Origin of the sequence: Pseudoxanthomonas jiangsuensis (genome assembly GCF_010093185.1) — a bacterium.
Lineage (GTDB): Bacteria > Pseudomonadota > Gammaproteobacteria > Xanthomonadales > Xanthomonadaceae > Pseudoxanthomonas > Pseudoxanthomonas jiangsuensis.
Window position 1 is genome coordinate 31340 of record NZ_PDWL01000023.1, and the last position, 21294, is coordinate 52633.

At 65.4% G+C, this 21294-nt stretch carries 17 protein-coding genes and 1 pseudogene; 4 read left to right on the forward strand and 14 right to left on the reverse strand.

Translation table 11 applies throughout. From position 1 onward, the window contains the following. Positions 1–45: 45 nt before the first annotated feature. The 9 genes from CSC62_RS13555 to CSC62_RS13595 all read right to left on the reverse strand — a co-directional run bounded on the left by CSC62_RS13555 (position 46) and on the right by CSC62_RS13595 (position 11768). Entirely contained in the window at positions 46–1749 is a 1704-nt protein-coding gene (locus CSC62_RS13555) for an ArnT family glycosyltransferase (RefSeq protein ID WP_162407219.1), read from the reverse strand. Positions 1750–1812: 63 nt separating this feature from the next. Continuing rightward, positions 1813–2559, reverse strand: a complete 747-nt coding sequence (locus tag CSC62_RS13560; protein ID WP_162407220.1) for a hypothetical protein — start codon at positions 2557–2559, stop codon at positions 1813–1815. A 22-nt stretch (positions 2560–2581) separates the two neighbouring features. Next, complete coding sequence (locus tag CSC62_RS13565) at positions 2582–2953, reverse strand: diacylglycerol kinase (RefSeq protein WP_162407221.1); 372 nt, start codon at positions 2951–2953, stop codon at positions 2582–2584. A 111-nt stretch (positions 2954–3064) separates the two neighbouring features. Further along, complete coding sequence (locus CSC62_RS13570) at positions 3065–4684, reverse strand: phosphoethanolamine transferase (RefSeq protein WP_246194443.1); 1620 nt, start codon at positions 4682–4684, stop codon at positions 3065–3067. A 91-nt stretch (positions 4685–4775) separates the two neighbouring features. Continuing rightward, entirely contained in the window at positions 4776–5672 is an 897-nt protein-coding gene (locus tag CSC62_RS13575) for a cation diffusion facilitator family transporter (RefSeq protein ID WP_162407223.1), read from the reverse strand. A gap of 81 nt (positions 5673–5753) precedes the next feature. After that, on the reverse strand, positions 5754–8942 hold the full coding sequence (locus tag CSC62_RS13580) for an efflux RND transporter permease subunit (protein WP_162407224.1): 3189 nt from the start codon (positions 8940–8942) through the stop codon (positions 5754–5756). Between the two features lie 11 nt (positions 8943–8953). Continuing rightward, positions 8954–9991, reverse strand: coding sequence for an efflux RND transporter periplasmic adaptor subunit (locus tag CSC62_RS13585; RefSeq protein WP_162407225.1), 1038 nt, complete (start codon positions 9989–9991; stop codon positions 8954–8956). A gap of 10 nt (positions 9992–10001) precedes the next feature. Next, on the reverse strand, positions 10002–11270 hold the full coding sequence (locus tag CSC62_RS13590) for a TolC family protein (protein ID WP_162407226.1): 1269 nt from the start codon (positions 11268–11270) through the stop codon (positions 10002–10004). Between the two features lie 54 nt (positions 11271–11324). Beyond that, positions 11325–11768 carry a hypothetical protein gene (locus CSC62_RS13595; RefSeq protein ID WP_162407227.1) on the reverse strand — a complete coding sequence of 148 codons (444 nt, stop codon included), beginning with the start codon at positions 11766–11768 and terminating at the stop codon, positions 11325–11327. A gap of 112 nt (positions 11769–11880) precedes the next feature. Between CSC62_RS13595 and CSC62_RS13600 the strand changes: the two genes are divergently transcribed. Then, positions 11881–12243 (forward strand): hypothetical protein, encoded by a 363-nt coding sequence (locus CSC62_RS13600; protein WP_162407228.1) that lies wholly within the window; start codon positions 11881–11883, stop codon positions 12241–12243. A 137-nt stretch (positions 12244–12380) separates the two neighbouring features. Beyond that, entirely contained in the window at positions 12381–14873 is a 2493-nt protein-coding gene (locus tag CSC62_RS13605) for a heavy metal translocating P-type ATPase (protein WP_162407229.1), read from the forward strand. Between the two features lie 105 nt (positions 14874–14978). Here the strand turns inward: CSC62_RS13605 and CSC62_RS13610 are convergent, their stop codons facing one another. After that, the gene (locus CSC62_RS13610) at positions 14979–15476 is read right to left on the reverse strand and encodes a DsbA family protein (RefSeq protein ID WP_281353321.1); all 498 of its coding nucleotides are present in this window, start codon (positions 15474–15476) and stop codon (positions 14979–14981) included. Between the two features lie 213 nt (positions 15477–15689). Here CSC62_RS13610 and CSC62_RS13615 point away from each other — a divergent pair, with 213 nt between their 5' ends. Together CSC62_RS13615 and CSC62_RS13620 are read left to right on the forward strand one after the other, a co-directional pair. Beyond that, the gene (locus CSC62_RS13615) at positions 15690–15962 is read left to right on the forward strand and encodes a BPSL0761 family protein (RefSeq protein ID WP_046933515.1); all 273 of its coding nucleotides are present in this window, start codon (positions 15690–15692) and stop codon (positions 15960–15962) included. Between the two features lie 2 nt (positions 15963–15964). After that, positions 15965–16726: an SseB family protein gene (locus CSC62_RS13620; protein ID WP_162109351.1), complete on the forward strand. Its 762-nt coding sequence runs from the start codon at positions 15965–15967 to the stop codon at positions 16724–16726. A gap of 399 nt (positions 16727–17125) precedes the next feature. On the opposite strand, the pseudogene CSC62_RS13625 reads toward CSC62_RS13620, so the two are convergent. The 4 genes and pseudogenes from CSC62_RS13625 to lolA all read right to left on the reverse strand — a co-directional run. After that, positions 17126–18466, reverse strand: a pseudogene (locus CSC62_RS13625) (HAD-IC family P-type ATPase); the annotation flags it as partial. A 110-nt stretch (positions 18467–18576) separates the two neighbouring features. After that, on the reverse strand, positions 18577–18975 hold the full coding sequence (locus CSC62_RS13630) for a heavy metal-responsive transcriptional regulator (RefSeq protein WP_162407232.1): 399 nt from the start codon (positions 18973–18975) through the stop codon (positions 18577–18579). A 259-nt stretch (positions 18976–19234) separates the two neighbouring features. Further along, positions 19235–20596, reverse strand: a complete 1362-nt coding sequence (locus CSC62_RS13635) for a replication-associated recombination protein A (protein WP_162407233.1) — start codon at positions 20594–20596, stop codon at positions 19235–19237. Between the two features lie 25 nt (positions 20597–20621). Beyond that, complete coding sequence (gene lolA / locus CSC62_RS13640) at positions 20622–21254, reverse strand: outer membrane lipoprotein periplasmic chaperone LolA (RefSeq protein ID WP_162407234.1); 633 nt, start codon at positions 21252–21254, stop codon at positions 20622–20624. Between the last annotated feature and the right edge of the window lie 40 nt (positions 21255–21294).

Genomic DNA, 21294 nt, shown 5'->3' on the forward strand with positions numbered 1-21294 from the left:
GCGAAGGACTCAGCAGAAGGGCGTGCGGGAAAGGAGAAGGATGACTCAGTCTTCGCTGACATCGGCTGACCACGTGGCCGGGACTTCGCAGTCCAGAATCCAGGCCGTACCCGGTGCCAGAATCCAGGCGCGTCGATTGGAGGCGCCGATGTCGATGACCTGCATTGGATCCAGGCAAGGCCCAATGGCTTCCTTGCGCAGGAACAGCCAGCGTCGCGTCGGGTCCTGCAGCAGCCAGGTGTGCGCCTGCTGCCACTGCTCCACCCAGGGCTTCTTGAAACCGAACTCGGTAACCGGCCGGTCGGCCTGGAGCAGATGCTGTTCGCGCCAGCCGAGCATGGCCAGTTCCGCATCCAGATCGATGGTGGCCTCCACGCGTTGCATCAGCGCTTTGGCAGAACTGTCAGGACTGAGCGCCGGCATGAATCCCACGCCATAGGCGATCCACAGCGAGGCGGTGACCGCCACCAGCGCAAACACCACCCTCCGGCGTGCGGCGACCATCACGACCAGGCTCACGACGGTGAAGGCCAGCAGCCAGCCACTGACCTGCTTGACGGTGCTCATGTCCATGCCGCGTCCTTCGAGCAGGCCTTGCACGCGTTCGGGCGAGGCGGTCAGTAACCACAGGCCCAAGGCGCCCGTCAGGGTGATCACCACCGACAGGTACGACCACAGCACCGCGCGTACGCCACGCCGGCGCAGCAAGCCGGCCAACAACGGCGATGCGGCGAGCGCCAGGGCAGGCAGCATCGGGAAGATGTAGACCTCGCGCTTGCCCGGGCTGGCACTGAAGAAGACCAGCACCAGCAGCGCCCAACCGAGCAGTAGCGCGTAACGCGGGTCCACGCGACGCACACGCCGCCACCACGCCGGCAGCAACCACGGCGCGAGCAGCACGCCTGGCAGCCACAGCGTGAGCATGGTCTGTAGGTAGTACCAAGCGGGTTTTACGTGGTGCCAGGCATTGGCGTAGCGGGTGCCGGTCTGCTTGAACAGCATTTCCCGCGCGTAGGTGTGCAGGGCCGGATCCGATGAGGCCGCCACCGTGGCCAGCATCGGTACCAGCCACACACCCGCGCCCAGCACAAAACCCGCAATGCCGGCCAGCACATGCACCCCTCGGTGCGAGGGCAGGAGGTGGGGCGACTTCCACCGCACCCACAGCCAAGGCACGAACACCAACAACGGCAGAAAGCCCACGCCCTTGGTGACCGTGCCCAAGCCAGCGGCGAAGGTGGCCACCATCAGCAGCCAGGGGCTGGGCTTTTCAAGCAGGTAGCGCACCAGCGCCCATAGCGAGAGCGTGGTCATGCCCACCAGCACCATGTCGATCTGCGCGCGCTTGGCTTGCAGCACGAACTGCAGGCAGACGAACAGGCCCAACACGGTGTAGTCGGTCGTGCGCTTTCCCCACAGGCGCCGAGCAAGATCGCCGGTCAGCCACAGCGTCAGCAGCGCGGCCAGCAAGGACGGCAGCAGGAATGCCACATCCCAACTGCGCACCAGCACATAACTGGCCGCCTGCAGCCACATGAAGGTGGGCGGCTTCTCGGCGTAGAGCTCAATCCCGCGCTGCGGGAACAGCCATTGGCTGGTCTCCACCATGGTCTTGGCCGCCAGTACGAAGCGCGGCTCGTCTGCGGGCATCGGCTCGCGTAAGCCCAGGCCGGCCAGCAACGCCGCGATGACCAGCAGGATCAGCAGCCACGTCTGGCGAGGGGAGAGGTCGCTAAGGGAATGACGCATCGGCGTATCGCTCGTGCAAACAGAGGAAGAGAACGGGAAACCTTCGGTGCGGGATCGCGCGATCTAGAAGCGGCGTCGACGCTTTCGTCCGCCGTGCGGCGGCGGCCCGGACGGCCCTTTGCGCAAAGGCGGCGACGTCCCGTCCGGTGGGGACGGCCGGTTCTGATGGCGGGGAAAGGGATTGCCGAAGCTCTCGATCACCGGCGATGACAGGGCGCGTGCCTGCTCGATCGAAGCTCTGAATTTGGCCGCCGACACCCAGGCCGCGATCGCTGCCAGGGCCGACGTCACCCCCAACCACGGCGCGGCGCCCTGCATGCCCGTGCGGGTGGCGACAGCCGACTGCAGGACCGCCGTGATGGTGAACAGGGCGCCGTAGATCACGCTCAGCACAATGCCCGTGCGCCGCCGGCGCACGGGTATGGCCTGCAGGGGTCTGGCCATCAGCGCCGACGCGATGGCGAGCGCGTAGAACGGCGCCTCCAGGGCGGCGACCACGGTGCCGGCGGTGCCCACGGATCGATAGGCGATGAGCAAGCCGAGCAACATCACCGGCGCGGCCACCAGCAACTCACGCAGGCGTGGCCGCATCGCGGCCGCGAACTCGGACAGATACCGGCGATCGTCGCGCTTGAACGCCACCAGCAGATCCAGCGCGTGCAGGGTGACCACCACCCAGAACAGCGCGCCCGTCAGCACCACGGTGCTGCTGAGAATCACGGTGAGGCCATCGGGGTGGGGAATCGACATCGCCGACTTCAGTCCCCAGCCCAGGGCAATCACCAGTGCGGCTAACAGTACGTATGCCATATCACGCTCCAAAGGCGTCGCATCAGCTGGCCAAGATGGCCAGCCATGTCAGCGCCGCCATGGCCAAAGTCAGGAAGACGGCGGCCGAACCCATGTCCTTGGCGCGACCGGCCAGTTCGTGGTGTTCGGGGCCGTAGCGCTCGATCACTGCCTCGATGGCCGAGTTGAGAAGCTCCACGGGCAGTACCAGCAGGACGGAGATCGCCAGCAAGGCGCGCTCCACACCGTTCTCACCCAGCAGCAGTCCCAGCGGTGCCATCACAAGGGCGATTACCACTTCAAGTCGGAAGGAGGATTCATGCAGCCAAGCGGCGCGCAGTCCTTGAAAAGACCAGCACGTGGCCATCATCAAACGCTTGGGACCACGCGGCAGGTGGCCATACCCATCAGCCATGGGACGTTCCTCGAGAAAGAGTGAGTGCGCGCTTCGATCGCAATCTCGCGCAAAGCATCGGAAGGCCCGGCGATGTTCGCCGGGCAGAGGTGGGAGTACAGTCGGAAGGCCTCATGGCGAGGCTCCCGCCGTGGCCTGACATCCGAAGAACACATCCAGCGTCGGCTCGTAGGCCTCGGTCTTGACCTGCATCAATGCCAGGACGGAATGGAACAGGTTGTCGTGGCTGATCGGCTGGCTTGCCCGACTGCGCACGCACGCGGTGTTGACGCCCTTACCGCCGGCCATGCCCGGTGAAAGCCAGGCCACCATCGGCACCTTGATCTGGGTGTCCGGCGCAATGGAGTAGGGCAAGCCGTGCAGATAGACGTTGCCTTCGCCCAGCGACTCGCCGTGATCGGAGACATAGATCATCGCCGTGTCGTGCGTGGTGTCTTGCGAGAGCATCTGGATCGTCTTGGACAGGAAGTCATCCGTTTCCAGGATGGCGTTGTCGTAGGCGTTGACGATCTCTTGCCGCGTGCAGCTGCCCAGATCCGAGGAACGACAGTCAGGCCGAAACTGACGGAGTGCTTCCGGATAGCGTTTGAAGTACGCCGGCCCGTGATTGCCCAGTTGATGCAGAACCACCACCGTGTCGCCGGGGTTGTCATCGATCACATCGTGCAAACCTTGCAGCATCACCGCATCACGGCAGGCCTGGTCATCGCACAGCGAGCTCTCCGGCGGCTTGCGGTAGGACTCGAAGGACAAACCATCGCAGACGCCCTTGCAGCCGGTCTGGTTGTCCCGCCACAACGTCTTGACGCCGGCCCGCTCCAGCACGTGTAGCAGCGACTCGGAACCCACGATGTTCTCGCGGTCGTAGTTGCGCCGGCCAGCAAGGGAGAACATGCAGGGCACGGAGACTTCCGTGTTGGACCCGCACGCAGTGACGTCGCTGAAGTTGATGACGTTCAACTTCGACAGCTGAGGCGTGGTCTGCCGTTCGTAGCCGTTTAAGCCCCAGTTCTGGGCGCGCACGGTCTCGCCAACCACGACCACCAACAGGTGGGACTTGGTCGAGGGCGCGTGCGCCTGCTGGCGGGCATCGGCCGCCACGACCTGGCGCGGCAGCTTTGGGCTCCCGGCCTCTTGGCTGAGCACGCGCGTGATGGACGCCAGGTAGTTGCCCGGCGCGATCAGGTAGCGCAGCGCTTTGTCATTGCGCATCAGCGAGGACACGTCCTGGAAGGTGGCCATCACCCCCACGCACGTGAGTAACAACATCGCACCCAGGAACAGCATCCGGCGTAGCAGGGCCTGCTTGAGCGTGAAGCGCGGCAAGTGCACCAGCCACAAAGCGGCCGCCGGCAGCACGCCCATCAGCGAGACCGTGCCCACCATGTCCCAGGTCAACAGCTCACGGGCCTCTGCCACATCGGTCCGGATCACGTTGCGGACCATGCTCGGATCCAGATAGACCGCGTACGTGCTGGCGAAGTAAGCCGCCGAGGCGGTGGTCACCAGCAGGATCGCCAGAACAGGTCGGGCAATCCAGCGGTTGAGCACCAAGCCGAACAGCAACGCATGCAAGCCAACCAGGGCAGCGGTCACCCCGATGTAGAAACGCAGTTCTCTCGCCCCGCTTAGGACGTCTGACTCTTTGACACTGGCCCAGAAGGCGCCGTTTGCGGTGAACGCAAAGAAGACGGCAACCGTCAGGATGACCAGCTCCAGGCTCAGCGCCACCCGCCAACGCGGACGGTGTGCGCTTGTTGAACCTCGGAGCGATGTGTCTTGGAATCGGGCGAAAACCTTGCGGAAACTCGCTCGATTCCGGTCAGGCATGACCCACCTCGCTTTTGCACGAAGTGCGTTCCACCTGCAAAGCCACGTCGTGGATATCGAACTGCTGCTCGATCACCCGGGTGAGCTCGACTTGGATCGTGTCCGGATCGGGCACTCCCGCCGCCAGTACGATGTGAGCCGTCAGCACGACCTGCCCAGTCCCCAACGACCACACATGAAGATCATGGACCTCTTGCACGGCCGGCATCTCGATCAGCCGCTTGCGGATGGCCGCCACATCCATGCCTTCCGGCACACCCTGCATCAGGATATGGCCCGCCTGCTTGAGCAGGGTCCAGGTACGGGGTAGCACCCACAGGCCGATCAACACCGCAATGATCGGATCGACCAGCGTCCAACCCGTGACCTTGATGACGATCGCGCCAATGATGACGCCCACCGACCCGAGCATATCGCTCCAAACCTCCAGGTAGGCACCCTTCACATTCAAGCTGGTGCCGCTGCCAGCGCGTAGCAGGCGCATGGAGATCAGGTTGACGATCAAACCCAGCATGGCGATGACCAACATGCCCGTGGACGCAACTTCCGGCGGCTCACGAAAACGTCCCACCGCCTCCCACAGGATGTAGCCGGCGACCACGAACAACAGACCGCCGTTGATGATCGCGCCGATGGCTTCCATACGGGCATAGCCATAGGTGCGGCGAGCATCAGCCGGACGTCGACTCATACGCACCGCGATCAACGACACGGTGAGGGCGATGACATCGGTCATCATGTGCGCCGCATCGGATAGCAGCGCCAAACTATTTGTTACCAGACCGCCGATTATCTCGGCGATGAGGAACGTGGAAGTCAGGCCGAGCGCCCACCATAGGGGCTTCTCGTACCGGATCTCGGACGTTTCATGATCATGCCCTGTGCTCATGCGTGTTCTCCTGGGAACAGATGCAAAAGAGCGGCTAGGAACGGGGTAGGGCGGCGGTGCGTACACCGCCGCCGTGCCCTGTCACGATTTCATGTGCGCCGGGGTGCGATTGAAGCGGGTGTGCACCCATCGGTAGAACACCGGTAGTACCACCAGCGTCAGCAACGTGGAGGAGATGATTCCGCCAATGACCACGGTGGCCAGCGGACGCTGCACTTCCGAGCCCGCACCGACATTCAGGGCCATCGGCACGAAGCCAAGCGAGGCCACCAACGCCGTCATCAGGACCGGTCGCAGACGCGTGAGCGCACCTTCGCGGATGGCTTCGGCCATCGGCTGACCGCTCTCGCGGAGGCTTCGGATGAAGCTGATCATCACCAGGCCGTTGAGCACCGCCACACCTGAGAGCGCGATAAAGCCCACGCCCGCCGAGATCGACAGAGGAATCCCGCGCAGCGCCAACGCCAGCACGCCACCGGTCAAGGCCAGCGGAACACCGCTGAAGACGATGAGCGCGTCCTTGGCCGAACCAAAGGCCATGAATAGCAGGGCAAAGATCAGCACCAGGGTCACCGGCACCACGATGGACAGACGCTTACTGGCCGAGATCAGCTGCTCGAAGCTGCCGCCGTACTCGATCCAGTAGCCGGTAGGCACCGTCACCTGTTGATCGATGGTGGACTGCAGTTCGGAGACGAAGCTGCCCAGATCGCGGTCACGGACATTGGCGGTCACGATGATGCGCCGCTTGCCGTTCTCACGATTGATCTGGTTGGCTCCCTCGGAGATCTCCACGCGTGCCACCGAACTCAGCGGTACGACCTGCGCCTGAGCGGCGTTGGCCTGTGTACCCACCGACTCATCAGCCTGGTTGGCCGCGATGGCCGCCGTCAGCGAGATGGGCAGTGCTGAGAGCGCAGTGGGATCCAGTCGCTGCTGTTCTGGCAAACGGACCACGATGTCGAAGCGTCGATCACCCTCAAACAGCTGGCCGGCGACTTCACCCCCGATGGCCGTGGCCACGTTGCGCTGCACGTCAGCCGGATTCAGGCCATAGCGTGCCAAGGCCTCCCGATCGGGCAGCACCGAGAGCATGGGCAGGCCAGCAGCCTGTTCCAGGCGAACGTCAGCTGCACCGGGTACCTTGCGGGCGGCGGCCTCGATCTTCTGGCCCACTTCCAGCAACGTATCCAGGTCATCGCCGTACAGGTTGATCGCCACGTCCGCGCGCACGCCCGAAATCAGCTCGTTGGTACGCATTTGGATCGGCTGGGTGAACTCGTAGTTGTTGCCGGGGATCTTCTTCATCTCCGCCTCAACTTCCGCCACCAGGTCCGCCTTGAGCTTGCGCGGGTTGGGCCACTGATCACGCGGCTTGACCATCACGAAGGTGTCAGCCACCGACGGCGGCATCGGGTCGGAGGCGACCTCAGCCGTACCAATCTTCGACCACACTCGCTCCACTTCTGGGAACTGCAGCAAACGTTCTTCCACGATGCGTTGCATGCCCAAGGACTGGGTCATGCTGGTGCCGGGAATACGCATGGCCTGAAGCGCGAAGTCGCCCTCATCCAAGCTGGGAACAAACTCGCTACCCATGCGAGAGGCGAGCAGCCCACTGCCAACCAGCAGGGCGATCGCACCGATGGCCACCAGCTTGCCGCTACGCAGGCTCAGATCCAGCAAAGGTTCGTAGCGCCCACGGAACCAGCGCATCAGCCAGTTCTCTTTCTCTTCGACCTTGCCACCGAGCAACATCGCCACGGCAGCGGGCACGAAGGTCAGGGACAGGATCATCGCGCCCGTCAGCGCCAGCACCACGGTGATGGCCATCGGGTGGAACATCTTTCCTTCCACACCGGTCAGGGCAAAGATCGGCAGGTAGACGGCGGTGATGATGCCCAGACCGAACAAGCTCGGTCGGATCACTTCGGCCGATGCGCTGGAGGCCACTTCAAAACGCTCTTCCAGCGTCATCTCACGCCCGAGTTCATGCTGACGTTCGCCAAAGCGACGCAGGCAGTTCTCGATGATGATGACCGCGCCGTCGACGATCAGACCGAAGTCCAGTGCGCCCAGGCTCATCAGGTTGGCCGACACGCCACCGCGCTCCATACCGGTCAAGGTGAACAGCATCGACAGTGGAATCACCGCAGCCGTGATCAGAGCAGCTCGGAAGTTGCCTAGCAGCAGGAACAGGATGACGATGACCAGCAACGCGCCTTCGATCAGGTTCTTGGCGACCGTGGTAATCGTGCGATCCACCAGCGAGGTACGGTCGTACACCGGCGTGGCAGTAACGCCCTTGGGCAGACTCTTGGCCGCTTCCTGAAGCTTGGCGGCCGCGGCTTGGGAGACGTCACGGCTGTTGGAGCCCACGAGCATGACCACCGAGCCGAGCACGACCTCGTGGCCGTTCTGGGTTGCCGCACCAGTACGCAGTTCTTCACCGTCGGCCACATTGGCCAGATCACGAACCCGAATGGGCACACCGTCACGACGGGTGACGACGATCTTCTGAATGGCAGGAATGTCCGAGACCTGTGCCGGCACACGCACCAGGAACTGCTGGCCGTTACGTTCGATGTAGCCGGCGCCCACATTCTGGTTGTTGGCCTGCAGGGCCGTCACTACATCTTCAAAGGTCAGGTCCAGCGAGCGCAGCTTGGCAGGATCAGGCGTGACGTGAACCTCACGCTTGAAGCCGCCCATGGTGTTGACTTCGGTCACACCCGGAACGTTGCGTAGTTGCGGACGAATCACCCAGTCTTGCAGCGTACGCAGATCGGTGGCGGTGTAGGGCGTGCCATCGGGTTTGCGGGCTTTGGGATCGGCATCGATGGTGTAGGAGAAGATCTCGCCCATACCGGTGGCAATCGGACCCAGGGTGGGTTCGATACCTTCGGGCATTTGCGCCTTCACTTGCGCCACGCGCTCGGAGACCTGCTGACGCGCAAAGTAAATGTCCGTCCCGTCCTTGAACACGACGGTGACCTGGGACAGCCCGTAGCGGGAGATCGAGCGGAAGTACTCCATCTTCGGCAGACCGGCCATGGCCGTCTCGATGGGGAACGTGACGCGTTGCTCGGCCTCCAGTGGCGAGTAACCGGCCGCTTCGGTGTTGATCTGAACCTGGACGTTGGTGATGTCGGGGGTGACATCGATAGGGATCTGACGGGCACTCCAGATGCCGATGGCGATCAAGGCCACCGTCAACGTCATGACCAGCCAGCGATGATTAATCGCGACTTTTATGATTTTTTCGAGCATGACGGTCTCCTTTAGTGCGCGTGTGTCGCGCCGGACTTTTCGATGTCCGCCTTGACCAGGTAGCTCTGGGTCACCACGATGTCCTCGCCGGCCTTCACGCCTTCCAGCACGGCCACTTGCGTGGAGTCACGATCACCCAGCTTCACCGGCCGCGCCGTGTAGGTATCGCCGTCACGCACAAACACCACGTCCTTGCCGTCCATGCTCTGGATGGCCGACTGCGGAATCACGACGCCCGCATCGCTGGTGGACATCGTGATTTGCGCCTTGACCGCGGTGCCTGGACGCCAGAAGCCATCCTCGTTGGGCAGTGCGGCACGGGCGACCAGGCTCTGGCTCGCCGTTGACGTGCTGGGCAGCACGCGTTCGATGGTCGTCGTAGCGCTGACGTTGTCGTACAGGCGACTGACCGTGACGGCCACGCCCGGACGCAGGTACTGCGCATCGGCCCCGAACACATGCAGGTCGACCCACACCTTGGACAGATCGCCGATCTCAAACAGCGGCTGGCCTTCGGCGGCTACGCCACCGACACTTCCTTGTCGACTGAGGACGACGCCGCTGATCGGTGCGGTGATGGTGTAGGTGGTGAGGCTCAGATTGCTGTGCACCACGGCCAGCGCCTGGCCTTGACGCACGGTATCGCCCACATTGGCGCGCAGGGTACGCACCACGCCGGGGTAGCGCGCAGTGACCTGGGCCACGCCGCCTTCCATCGGCGTCAGCACGCCTTGGGCTTCCAGTTCGTTCTTGATGGCACCCTCACTGACTTTGGCCACTTTCACGCCACTCTTGTCAGCTTCTTCCTGCGGGATCGTGGTCTTCTCGGCACCTTCTTCTTCATGACCGCCGGCTTCCTCACCGTGGCCAGCTTCCCCTTCCTCGTGCCCGGCTTCGCCTTCGGCGCCGTGATCGTCACCCTCAGCGCTGGCCTCTTTGGCAGGCGCCGTTTTCTCTTCCGTGGCGTCCTTGGAACCACCGCAAGCGGCCAGCATCAGGACAGCGCCCAGCAGCAACGTCGGAGCTGCAATCTTTGCAACGTTCTTCATGTGGAAATCCTTATGGAGTGGTGGTGCCGCTGGCGACGATCGGCTGCCCGGTCAGGCGCTGGATCTCGATCAGGGCAGCTTGTGCATCGACGGCCACTTGCAGCTGGCGCACGCTGGCTTCCACGCGTTGCGCCTGCAGCTGCGACCACTCCAGATAGCTGATCGCACCGGCTTTCCACGCGTACTCGGCGGCCTTCTCAGCCTTCTCCAAGCGCGGGATCACGTCGGTACGCAGGCGACCGACTTCCAACCGTGCCGTGGAGTAATTGCCGTAGGCGTTGGTGAGCGCGGAGTACAGATCGATACGCAGGGACTCGCGTTCGATCGGCGTCATGGCCAGTTCGGCTTCAGCCGCCCGGATGCCCGGTGCGGCACGGCGTGCCGACCCCAGCGGAATGCTGATGCCGGCCATGAACCCCACATCACTCGTAGATCGGTTGTAGCGTCCACCGGCCTGCCACTGCAGATCAGGCGTAGCTTGCGTACGAGCCAGACGTAGCTGGGCCTCACGCACACGCTCCACGCCCGCCAACTCAGCAAGCTCGGGCGTGTTCTGCAGGTAGTCACTCAGTGCATTGAAGCTCTGCAGTTCCGGCAGCACCAAAGGATTGCCCGCGGCCACGGTGAAGCTGGGCGTGCGCTCATTCCACAGGGCCGCCAGGTTCTGGCGCGTGGCCGCTTCATCGGCAATGGCACGATCCCGATCCAGCTCGGCCGTGGCCAAGGCCGCCTGTGCGGTGAGCACGACGGACTCAGGTGACGCACCTGCGGTCAGGCGGGTACGTGCTGCATCGACAGCGCGCCTACGTTGAACAATGTCCAACTCGGCGATGCTCTTGCGCTTGGTCGCCGCGGTGACCGCCAGATAACGCTGCGCCGTCTCGGCCAGCAGGTCCAGCCTTGCCATCTCACGCTGCGGCGCCAACGTATCAATGTTGGCCAGCGCCAGGGCTTGCCGGGCGTTGAGCTTGCCGCCGCGCTCGATCACCCCAGCCAGGGTGACCGTGAGCTCGGCCTCGCTGAAACCGCGATAGTTGCCGGTGCCGAGCGTGTTTTCGATGGTTGCGCCGAGGGTCATCGGGGGCTTGAGGGCCGCCGATGCCAAGTTGGCATCCAGGACCTGACGACGTCCGTCGAAGATGCGCAGGTCAGGGTGTGTCGTGGCAACGCGCGCAATGGCGTCGTCCAACGAAAGGGTAGAAGAGGGCGCCGTCCCCGTCTGCGCGTACGCAACGGGCACGACCAAAAAGGCAGCGCACGCTGCCAGTCGCAACCACATGAGGTATCTCCGATTAGGCGAAAGAACGATGCACCGGCAAGCCGGCGTGCAGCGTTAGGCCGTAATCGGGGGACGGGTTAGGGACAGCGGCTGCAGGGAATCCAGCGGCTGGATCTCGTGCACAGGCGCGATCGCCTGAGGAGCGAGCGGATCGACCACAAGGGCGGGCGAGGGAATAGCCACCGGGTGGCCGCACGCATGGGCGCCATGGACCAGCGCGTGCAGCAGATCGCCGGCCGAACCCTCGTCCTGATCGCCGGCATCCTGATCAACCACCGCGCTGGTGGCGTCATCGCTGACATCGCAGTGCTCCGGATCGGCATGATCGGCCACGGCCTGGGCCGACTCGTGGATATCGCCCACGGCCGCCAGCACCGGATTGGCCACCACCGCGAACAACAGCAGTGCCAGCGCCGGCAGGCGCAGGAATCGGCTGAGTTGGCGTAGGGCACGCGTCATGGTGCGCGCATGGTAGTCAGTCCCTTGCGCGTTAGACAATCACGCAATTCAGGAAACTGTCATCGCGCTGCAGCGTTAGGGTGTAACAGCGCTTGGCGTGCGCGACCGGGTTGGGTATCGTCGGGCCATTCGTGCAGCCCGGGACCTCCGCGTGCGCCTTCTGACCGCCCATCCCCGATCCTGGCTCGCCTTGGGCGCGCTGTGGCTGGTCGTGGCGGCGGTGCTGGCCCATCCGGTCCTGACCCAGCTCGGGCAGCTGCATGGTCTGGAGCACAGCGTACCGCACCTGCGCGCAGCCGCGCATGCGCACGATGCCAAGGGCGAGGTGCCCGATGAGCACGCCAAGGGGGCGCACAGCCTGTTCCATCACTCGGACGTGTGCGCACACGCGGTGATCCTGCCGGACTTCCCGGCCCCTGGGCCGCTCATCCCCGGCCAGGCCTATACGCCCATCGCCGCGGTCTTGGCGCTGGCCCAGCGCTCTACGCATCCCTTACGCCCACCCATCGCGTGATCGCGCCGGCGCACGCCGCCTTGGCGTAGCCGCTGCTTCGGGATCGCGTGCGCCGGTCGCAACGACCGTGCTGTCGCGTGGCACTCACTTGCGCTGTGGACACTCAGGTTCATCTGCGCAGCACTGACGAGATCGATATGGATACCTCCCTTGGCAAGTTGCGCCTGGACATTCCCGTTGTGCTTCCCCACGTGCGAGATGCCGCCGATGCGTGCATCGAGCGCCTGCAGAGCGAACTGCTCGCACGCCCCGGTGTGGATCGCGTCCACATTCGACCTGCCGAAGGGGAGGGGCTGGGCCAGCTATGCGTGCACTTCGATCCGCAGGTGATGTCGCTGGCCCGCATTCGCGAGCTGACACAGGCCGCGGGCGCACGCGTCACCGAAAGCTTCGGTCACCTCACCTGGACGGTCACCGGCATCGGACATGAGCGACGCGCCCGCACTGTGGCCGAACAGATGAGCTCGGTGTTCGGCGTGCTGGAAGCCCGCGCCAGCTCGGCCGGCACGGTGTACCTGGAGTTCGAGCGCGAGAAGATCGACGAGAGCGGGTTGGAGGCCTCTCTCAAGCGCATGGGCGTTACACGCGTGGTGACGGGCAAGCCGTCCCAGCACGAGGATCATGCCGGTCATGCGCATGACGGCAAACAAGGGGAGCACGGAGAGGAGAAGCACGACCACGACCACACCGGCGGCCTGCTCGGCCCCAACACCGAGCTGATCTTCGCCCTGACCTGTGGTGCGTTGCTGCTGGTGGGCTTTCTGATCGAGAAGTTCGCCGCTTCATTGCCGGGGTGGTTGCCCACAGCCTGCTATATCGGTGCGTATGTCTTTGGCGGCGCCTACACGCTGCGCGAGGCCTACGACAACCTCAAGCTCAAGCGCTTTGAAATCGACACCTTGATGCTGGTCGCCGCCGCCGGCGCCGCCGCGCTGGGCTCCTGGGCCGAAGGTGCGTTGCTGCTATTCCTTTTCAGCTTGGGTCATGCGCTGGAGCACTACGCGATGGGACGCGCCAAGCGCGCCATCGAGGCGCTGGCCGAGCTCGCGCCGGATACGGCGATCGTCATCCGCGGCGAGTCCACCACCGAGATTCCGGTCGGCGACCTCCAGCTCGGTGATCGGGTACTGGTGCGTCCCAACGAGCGCCTGCCGGCCGATGGATTCCTGCTGAAGGGCAACTCTAGCATCAACCAGGCACCGGTGACCGGCGAGTCCATCCCGGTGGACAAGCGGCCGGTGGAAGATGCCGCGCTGGCACGAAGCAGGCCCGACAGCGTCGATGCGGCCAGTCGGGTCTTCGCAGGCACCATCAATGGGGCCGGTGCGATCGAAGTGGAAGTGACCAAGCGCGCCGAGGACTCCGCGCTGGCGCGGGTGGTGAAGATGGTGAGCGAGGCCGAGACACGCAAGTCGGCCACCCAGCGCTTCACCGATCGCTTCGAGCGGATCTTCGTACCTGCGGTACTGGCGCTGGCGTTCCTGCTGCTGTTTGCCTGGGTGGTGGTGGATGAGCCGTTCCGCGACAGCTTCTATCGCGCCATGGCCGTGCTGGTGGCCGCCAGTCCGTGCGCGTTGGCCATCGCCACCCCGAGCGCGGTCCTGTCCGGTATCGCCCGCGCGGCGCGTGGGGGCGTGCTGATCAAGGGCGGCGCGCCGCTGGAGGATCTGGGTTCGTTGAAGGCGATGGCCTTCGACAAGACCGGCACCCTGACCGAAGGGCGCCCGCGCATCACCGATGTGGTGGCGGTTGACGGGGCGTCGGAGACCGAGCTGCTGCAGGTAGCGGTCGCGGTGGAGTCGCTGAGCGATCATCCGTTGGCCGCCGCGATCGCGCGTGATGGTCGCAGCCGATTGGATAGAGGCAAGTTGCCAACGGCCTCGGACTTGGAAAACCTGATCGGCCGCGGCGTCAAAGCCCGTCTGGGCGATCAGCCGGTATGGATCGGCAAGGCCGAGATGTTCGGCGCGGACGGGGTTCCCGCCCTGGGTGCCGCCGCGGCAGCGGCCATCGCCGCGTTGCGCGAGCAGGGCAGGACGACCATGGTCGTGCGGTTGGGCGATCGGGAGCTCGGCGCGATCGGCTTGATGGACACGCCACGCGAGGCGGCCAAGCAGGCGCTGATGCGCCTGAAGGCCATGGGCATCGAGCGCATGATCATGATCTCCGGCGATCACCAGAAGGTGGCCCAGGCCGTGGCCAAGGAGGTCGGCCTGGACGAGGCGTGGGGCGACCTGATGCCCGAAGACAAGGTCGAGGCGATCCGCAAGCTGCGCGATCAGGACAAGGTCGCCATGGTTGGCGACGGCGTCAACGATGCGCCTGCGATGGCCAATGCCACCGTCGGCATCGCCATGGGCGCGGCCGGCTCGGACGTGGCCCTGGAAACGGCCGATGTGGCATTGATGGCCGATGACCTGAAGCACCTGCCATTCGCCGTGGGTTTAAGTCGTCACACGCGCGGCATCATCCGGCAGAACGTCTTCGTCAGCCTCGGCATCGTCGCCTTCCTGGTGCCGGCCACAATTTTCGGGCTCGGCATCGGTCCGGCGGTGGCCGTGCACGAAGGCTCCACACTCTTGGTGGTCTTCAACGCACTGCGTCTGTTGGCCTATAAGGACAGGTCCTAGCGCCACAGCCTCAAGCTGATGACATCACGGTCGCGGCGGTGCCACATCGTGATCCTTCGCCGCGTCGTCATGGCCTGCCGAGTACCTCGGCAGGCCGCGCCAAGATCAGGGCTTCTTTCGGGTGCGCTGGAGCTCGGCTGCCACGAGCGCGCTCAATTGCTGAGGACCCAGTTCGGATAGCAGCTTGCCGTTGACGAAGAACGTTGGCGTGCCACGAATGTCGGCCGCTTCCACAGCGGCCACATCGCGTTTGATCAGGGTCTCGACCGCCCCGGTCGCCAGATAGCGCTGTGCACGCGCACGGTCCAAACCGACGGCGACAGCAAACTCCCATACCTTTTTCGGATCCGGCGCGCCATGGCTGGCCCACACAGGCTGGTTTCTCATCAAGGTCTCCAGCACCGGCTCGAACTTCTTCTGTTCCCGGGCCGCTTCCAGCACACCAATGGCTTCCTTGGAGACCTGTCCATGGAAGGGCACATAGCGGATCACCAGACGCACGTCCTTAGGATGGGCGGCCAGCAGTTGCTTCACGTGGGGATACATCGCACGGCAGGAGTCGCAGAACTCCACGATCGTGCCTGGCGCAGTCACCGGCCCCATGGGCGGTGCGCCGGCAGGCCAGTAGAAAGAGCGCGCGGAATCAATCAAGGATACCGGCCGCACCCCGGCTTTACATAAGCGACGTTATGCGAAGTAAGTTATTGATTATACCGGATTAATTTGGAAATCGCAAGGTCTGTAGTTGCACCGTGCGCTAGCCGGCCACAGACGCGATAAGCTAAGCATTCCTTAGTTCCAGCCATTCTTGATGTCATGACGACGCCATCTGAGCGCACCCGCAATGTGTTGCAGGCGGGCGCGTTCCTCCGGCAGCTAGCGGCCAGCCAAGCCGTGCCCAAAGAGGTGCGGCAAGAGGCATATCGACTGCTGCGGCACTATCCAACCGTCAGCGACATCGAGGCGATTGCTGAGCACGAAGAGCGGCTGCGAGCGCTGACCCAGTCGGCCTTCGTACGACCCTACCTGAGCAGCGAGATCGAGGCGGATTGGTTCTCCGGATACCCGCTTGGCCCTCATCGCATCTGACTATGAAGCAACCGAGCAGGCCGCGTGCAAGAGGGACTACGTCCGCAGAGGCAGCGCTGGAGGCTTCCTTTGAACGGGCCCGCGACAGCGCAGCCGAGGAACGCGCATTCTTCAAGCGACTGATGGATGCGATCGTGTACGTGCATGCGCCCGTCTCGGATGACGCGCGGACACTGCGGCTGGTCCAGTTCCGCCATCCTGACGGTTTCGATGCGATCCCCTTCTTTACCTCGCTCGACAAGGCGCAGGCGGCCAGTTCGGCTGCTGTCAGAATTCTGGGAGTTCCAGGCCGTGAGCTGCTAACCGGTACTCGCGGCGCTACGTTGATGCTCAATCCCAACGACGACGGCGTTGTCCTCTACCCGGAAGAGGTTGCGGCATTGTTGGATACGGGCTTTCTGGCCAGGGTGGAACGGCTGGAGCCGGCGGAGTTCGCGGTGAGACCTGCCCAAGCCGCACCGGCTTGGCTCGCTCCGGCCATCAGCGGCAGCCTTGAACACGCCGACTTCGTCTCGTCGGCGTATCTCCTGGAAACTCACTCGTCGGGGGGCGTCGAACAGCCTCCCGGTCTGTTGATCTGGCTGGTGGTCGACCTGGCTTTCGCCGAGCGGGCGGCTCGTCTGGTGACCACCGCCATACAGCCCTTATGCTCAGATTTGGACGTCATCATCGACTTGGCGGTCCACGACGTATCGCAGCCTTTGCCGGCGGGCCTGGATGATCCCCAGATCGTGCCCATGTTCACGAGAATCAAGCCAACTTGAGCGCAGCTCATCGGCCTATGAGCCCTGAAGACAAACTGCTAGCACTCCTTCCGGAATTGACCGAGGAAGAGAAGGATCGGCGGACCCGCGAAGGTATCGCCGACGTCGACGCTGGACGTACGATCCCGCACGAGGAACTACTGCAATGGATCAGGCGATGGTCGGAGCCTTCTTGAGGGTTTCCGTTGGGTCAGGAGCGTGGAAACTCTTGAATCCAATATTCAAGAAGGGCACGCGTGCCTAAGCAGCACTTCAGAAATGCCTGGGTCACGCGGCTTCTGGTTCGATCAAGCCTAAGTCTGTAATCCACGCACTGCCTGACGTCGAGGGGTGTTTCCTCGTTGAATCATGGTGTTAGAGCCGATTCGGCTGTTTTTCTCACGAATCCCTGCCGACCCTCACCACGGTGTCGACCCGACGCAGGCGCTCCAGCGCCTCGGCGTCGCGGAACAGCACGCCGGCCTGGGCCGCGCGGCCGGTGGCGACCATCACCGACATCGGCGTGGCCAGGCCCAGGGCGCAGGGGCAGGCGATGATCAGCACCGAGACCGCATTGAGCACCGCGTGGGTCCACGACGGCGAGGGGCCGAACAGCCCCCACAGCACGAAGGTGAGCACGGCCACCGCCATCACCCCGAGCACGAACCACCGCGCGACCCGATCGGCCAGGCGCTGCATCGGCGCGCGCGAGCGCTGCGCCTGCGCCACCAGCTGCACGATCCGCGCCAGCACCGTCTGCTCGCCGACCCGGGTGGCGCGGATGACCAGGGCGCCATTGCCGTTGAGGGTGGCGCCGACCACCGCGTCGCCGGCCGCCTTGGCCACCGGCATCGGCTCGCCGGTGAGCATGGATTCGTCCACGTGCGAGCGGCCTTCCAGCACCTCGCCGTCCACCGGCACCTTCTCGCCCGGGCGCACCCGCAGGCGGTCGCCGACCTGGACCTGGGCCAGCGGCACGTCCTCCTCGCCGCCGTCCCCGCGCAGGCGACGGGCGTGGGCGGGGGCCAGTTCCAGCAGGGCGCGGATCGCCGAGGACGTGCGCGAGCGCGCCTTCAGTTCCAGCAGCTGGCCGAGCAGGGTCAGGGCGACGATCACTGCCGCGGCCTCGTAGTAGACGCCGACCCGGCCGTGCTCGTGGAACGAGGCCGGGAACAGCCCCGGCGCCAGGGTGGCGACCACGCTGTAGCCGTAGGCGGCGAGCACCCCGGTGCCGATCAGGGTCCACATGTTCGGGCGACGGGTGGCGATCGAGGTCGCCCAGCGCTGCAGGAACGGCCAGCCGGCCCACAGCACCACCGGTGTAGCCAGGACCAGCTCCAGCCAGGTGCGCGAGGCCGGCGACAGGCCGTGCAGCAGGTGCCCGCCCATCGCCAGCAGCATGGTCGCCGCAGCCAGGGGCAGGGCGACCAGGAAGCGGCGGCGGAAGTCGGCCAGCTCCGGGTTCTCGCCCTCGTCCAGGCTCGGCAGCATCGGCTCCAGGGCCATGCCGCAGATCGGGCAGGTGCCGGGGCCGTCGCGGACGATCTCCGGGTCCATGGGGCAGGTGTAGAGCGTGCCCGGCGGCGCCGGCGGTTGCGGTGCTGCCGCGGCCGGGTCCGCCTGGAGGTAGCGCGCCGGGTCGGCAAGGAAGCGTTCGCGGCAGCGAGCGGCGCAGAAGTGGAAGGTCTGGCCGTCGTGGACGGCATGGTGGGGCGTGCGAGAAGGATCGACGCGCATGCCGCAGACCGGGTCGGTCGCCATCGCGTCGGTGCCCGGCGCGGACGCCACTGCGTGCCCCTGATGGCGACCGGCGTCGGGCGCATGCCCGCCGCAGCAGGACTTGCCCTCCGGCGCGTGGCCGCCAACGCCGGTCATGCCCGCTCTCCGGCCAGCGCGCCCATGATCGGGCAGTCCTCCAGCGAGCCATGGCCCGGGCAGGCCTGGACCAGCCCACGCAGGGCGTCGCGGACCCGGACCAGTTCGTCGATCCGCTGCTGCAGCAGGCCGAGCTTCTCCTCGGCGGTCCTGCGTACCTCGGCCATGTCGGCGCCGCGCGCATCGCTGAGCGCCAGCAGGCCGCCGATCTCCTCGAGCGAGAAGCCCAGCTCCTTGGCCCGGCGCACGAAGCGCAGCCGGCGGATGTCGTCGGACCCGTACTGGCGATAGCCGTTGGCGCCGCGGCGCGCCTCGGGCAGCAGTCCCTGGCGCTCGTAGTAGCGGATGGTGTCGATCGGCACGCCGGCCTGGCGTGCGAGCTGGCCGATGTTCATGGGGGAGTCCAGGGAGGAACCGGAGACAGTGTGATGCTTTGAGTCTGGTCCAGAGTCAAGGGTGCAGGATCTTCTATATTTCGCATAATGCACATTATGTAAAATTCTGGACCTTGGTCCCAAGGCGCGCAGCCGGTGTGACCGCTAACTATCCCTCCCTTCCTGCACCTATCATCCCAACTGGGCCTGGGGTGCCCGGCCAATGGGGAGAACCGATGAAGCGCGGGCGGGCACAGCCGTGCCCCGCCCGGGTCCGCCCTCAGCGCCCCTTGCGCGCCTGTTCGCGCGCCTGGCGCAGCCGATCGAGCTTCTCCTTGAGCTTGATTTCCAGCCCGCGCTCGACCGGCTGGTAGTACACGCGCTCGCCCATCGCGTCCGGGAAACCGGTCTGGTCCAGGGCGATGCCGCCTTCGGCGTCGTGGTCGTACTGGTAGCCCTTGGAATAGCCGAGCTGCTTCATCAGCCTGGTCGGCGCGTTGCGCAGGTGCAGGGGCACCTCCGCGGTGCCGTGCTCGCGCACGTCGGACTTGGCCGCGTTGAAGGCGGCGTAGGCGGCGTTGGACTTGGCGGTGCTGGCCAGGTAGATCGCGACCTGGGCCAGGGCCAGGTCGCCCTCCGGGCTGCCCAGGCGCTCATAGCTGTCCCAGGCGTCGATCGCCATCTGCAGGGCGCGCGGATCGGCCAGGCCGATGTCCTCCACCGCCATCCGGGTCAGGCGCCGGGCCAGGTAGGCCGGATCGCAGCCGCCGTCGAGCATCCGCGCCAGCCAGTACACGGCCGAATCCGGGTTGGAGCTGCGAACTGACTTGTGCAGGGCCGAGATCTGGTCGTAGAACTGCTCGCCGCCCTTGTCGAAGCGGCGGGTGCGGTCGGCCAGCACCTGCAGCAGGGTCGATTCGGTGATCCGCCCGCCCTCGTCGGCGGCCAGCTCGGCGGCGATCTCCAGCAGGGTCAGGGCGCGGCGCACGTCGCCGTCGGCGGCCCCGGCGATTTCGCGCAGGGCCTGGTCCTCGACTTCGATCCCCTGCCCCGCCAGCCCGCGCTCGCTATCCTCCAGGGCGCGGCGCAGGGCGGCGACGATGTCGTCGGCCGACACCGCCTCCATCACGTGCACGCGGCAGCGCGAGAGCAAAGCCGAGTTCAATTCGAACGAGGGGTTCTCGGTGGTGGCGCCGACAAAGACGATACTGCCGCGCTCGATGTGCGGCAGGAACGCGTCCTGCTGGGTCTTGTTGAAGCGGTGCACCTCGTCCACGAACAGCACCGTGCGCCGGCCTTCGGCGAAGCGCTGGGCGGCTTCGCCGAGCACCTGACGCACCTCGGGCAGGCCGGAAAGCACGGCCGAGATCGCGCGGAAGTCGGCATCGGCGTACTGGGCCAGCAGCAAAGACAGGGTGGTCTTGCCGCAGCCCGGCGGCCCCCACAGGATCATCGAGTGCACCCTGCCCGACTCCACCGCCCGGCGCAGGGCCGAGCCGGGCGCGAGCAGCCGGCGCTGGCCGACCATCTCGTCCAGGGTGCGCGGGCGCATGCGCTCGGCCAGCGGGCGCATGGCCTCCTGGCGGCTGCTGTCGGTCAACAGGTCGATGCTGTCGGCGCGGGGGCTACGGGTACGGCTCATGCGGCCATGATAGGCGGCCAGGCCGTCACTCGCCGACGACGTCGACGTCCTTGCCGGGCTTGAACTGGAAGGTGCCGGCAGCGAAGGCCGGGTTGCGCTTCCAGGCCTCGAAGCGGACCTCGGTCTTCTGCCCGACCAGGTCGACCACCTGCATCCGCGCCAGGCCCTGCGGGCCGAAGCCCAGCCGCGCCATCTGGAAGCTGGCCTCGGCGTCGACCTTGGGCGTCAGGGTCAGCCACTGCAGGCCTTCGCTGGCGGTGGCCTCCTCGCTGACGTCGAACTGGCGGTCCAGGCGGCCCGGGTCGAACAGCGCCACCAGCGGGCTGTTGCGCTCCTCCTCGCCCTGGGTTTTGACCGTGGCCTGCTGCAGGTCCGGCTCGTACACCCAGACCTTCTGGCCGTCGGCGACGATCAGCTGTTCGAACGGGCGGGTGTATTCCCAGCGGAACAGCCGCGGCGCGGAGACCGCGACCTTGCCCTGGCTGCTTTCCTTGGCCCGGCCGTTGGCGTCGAACACCTGCTGGCTGAAGCCGCCCTCCAGGCCCTTGAGGCCGGTGGTGAAGCGGGTCAGCTCGTCGCGGGCGCCGGCGAAGGCGGTGCCGGAAAGCAGGGCCAGCGCAAGGAGTGCAAGGCGGGCGTGGCGGAGACGGTGCGGCATGGAGGCAATGTCCGTATCGGGTCGGGCGGAAGTGTGCCGC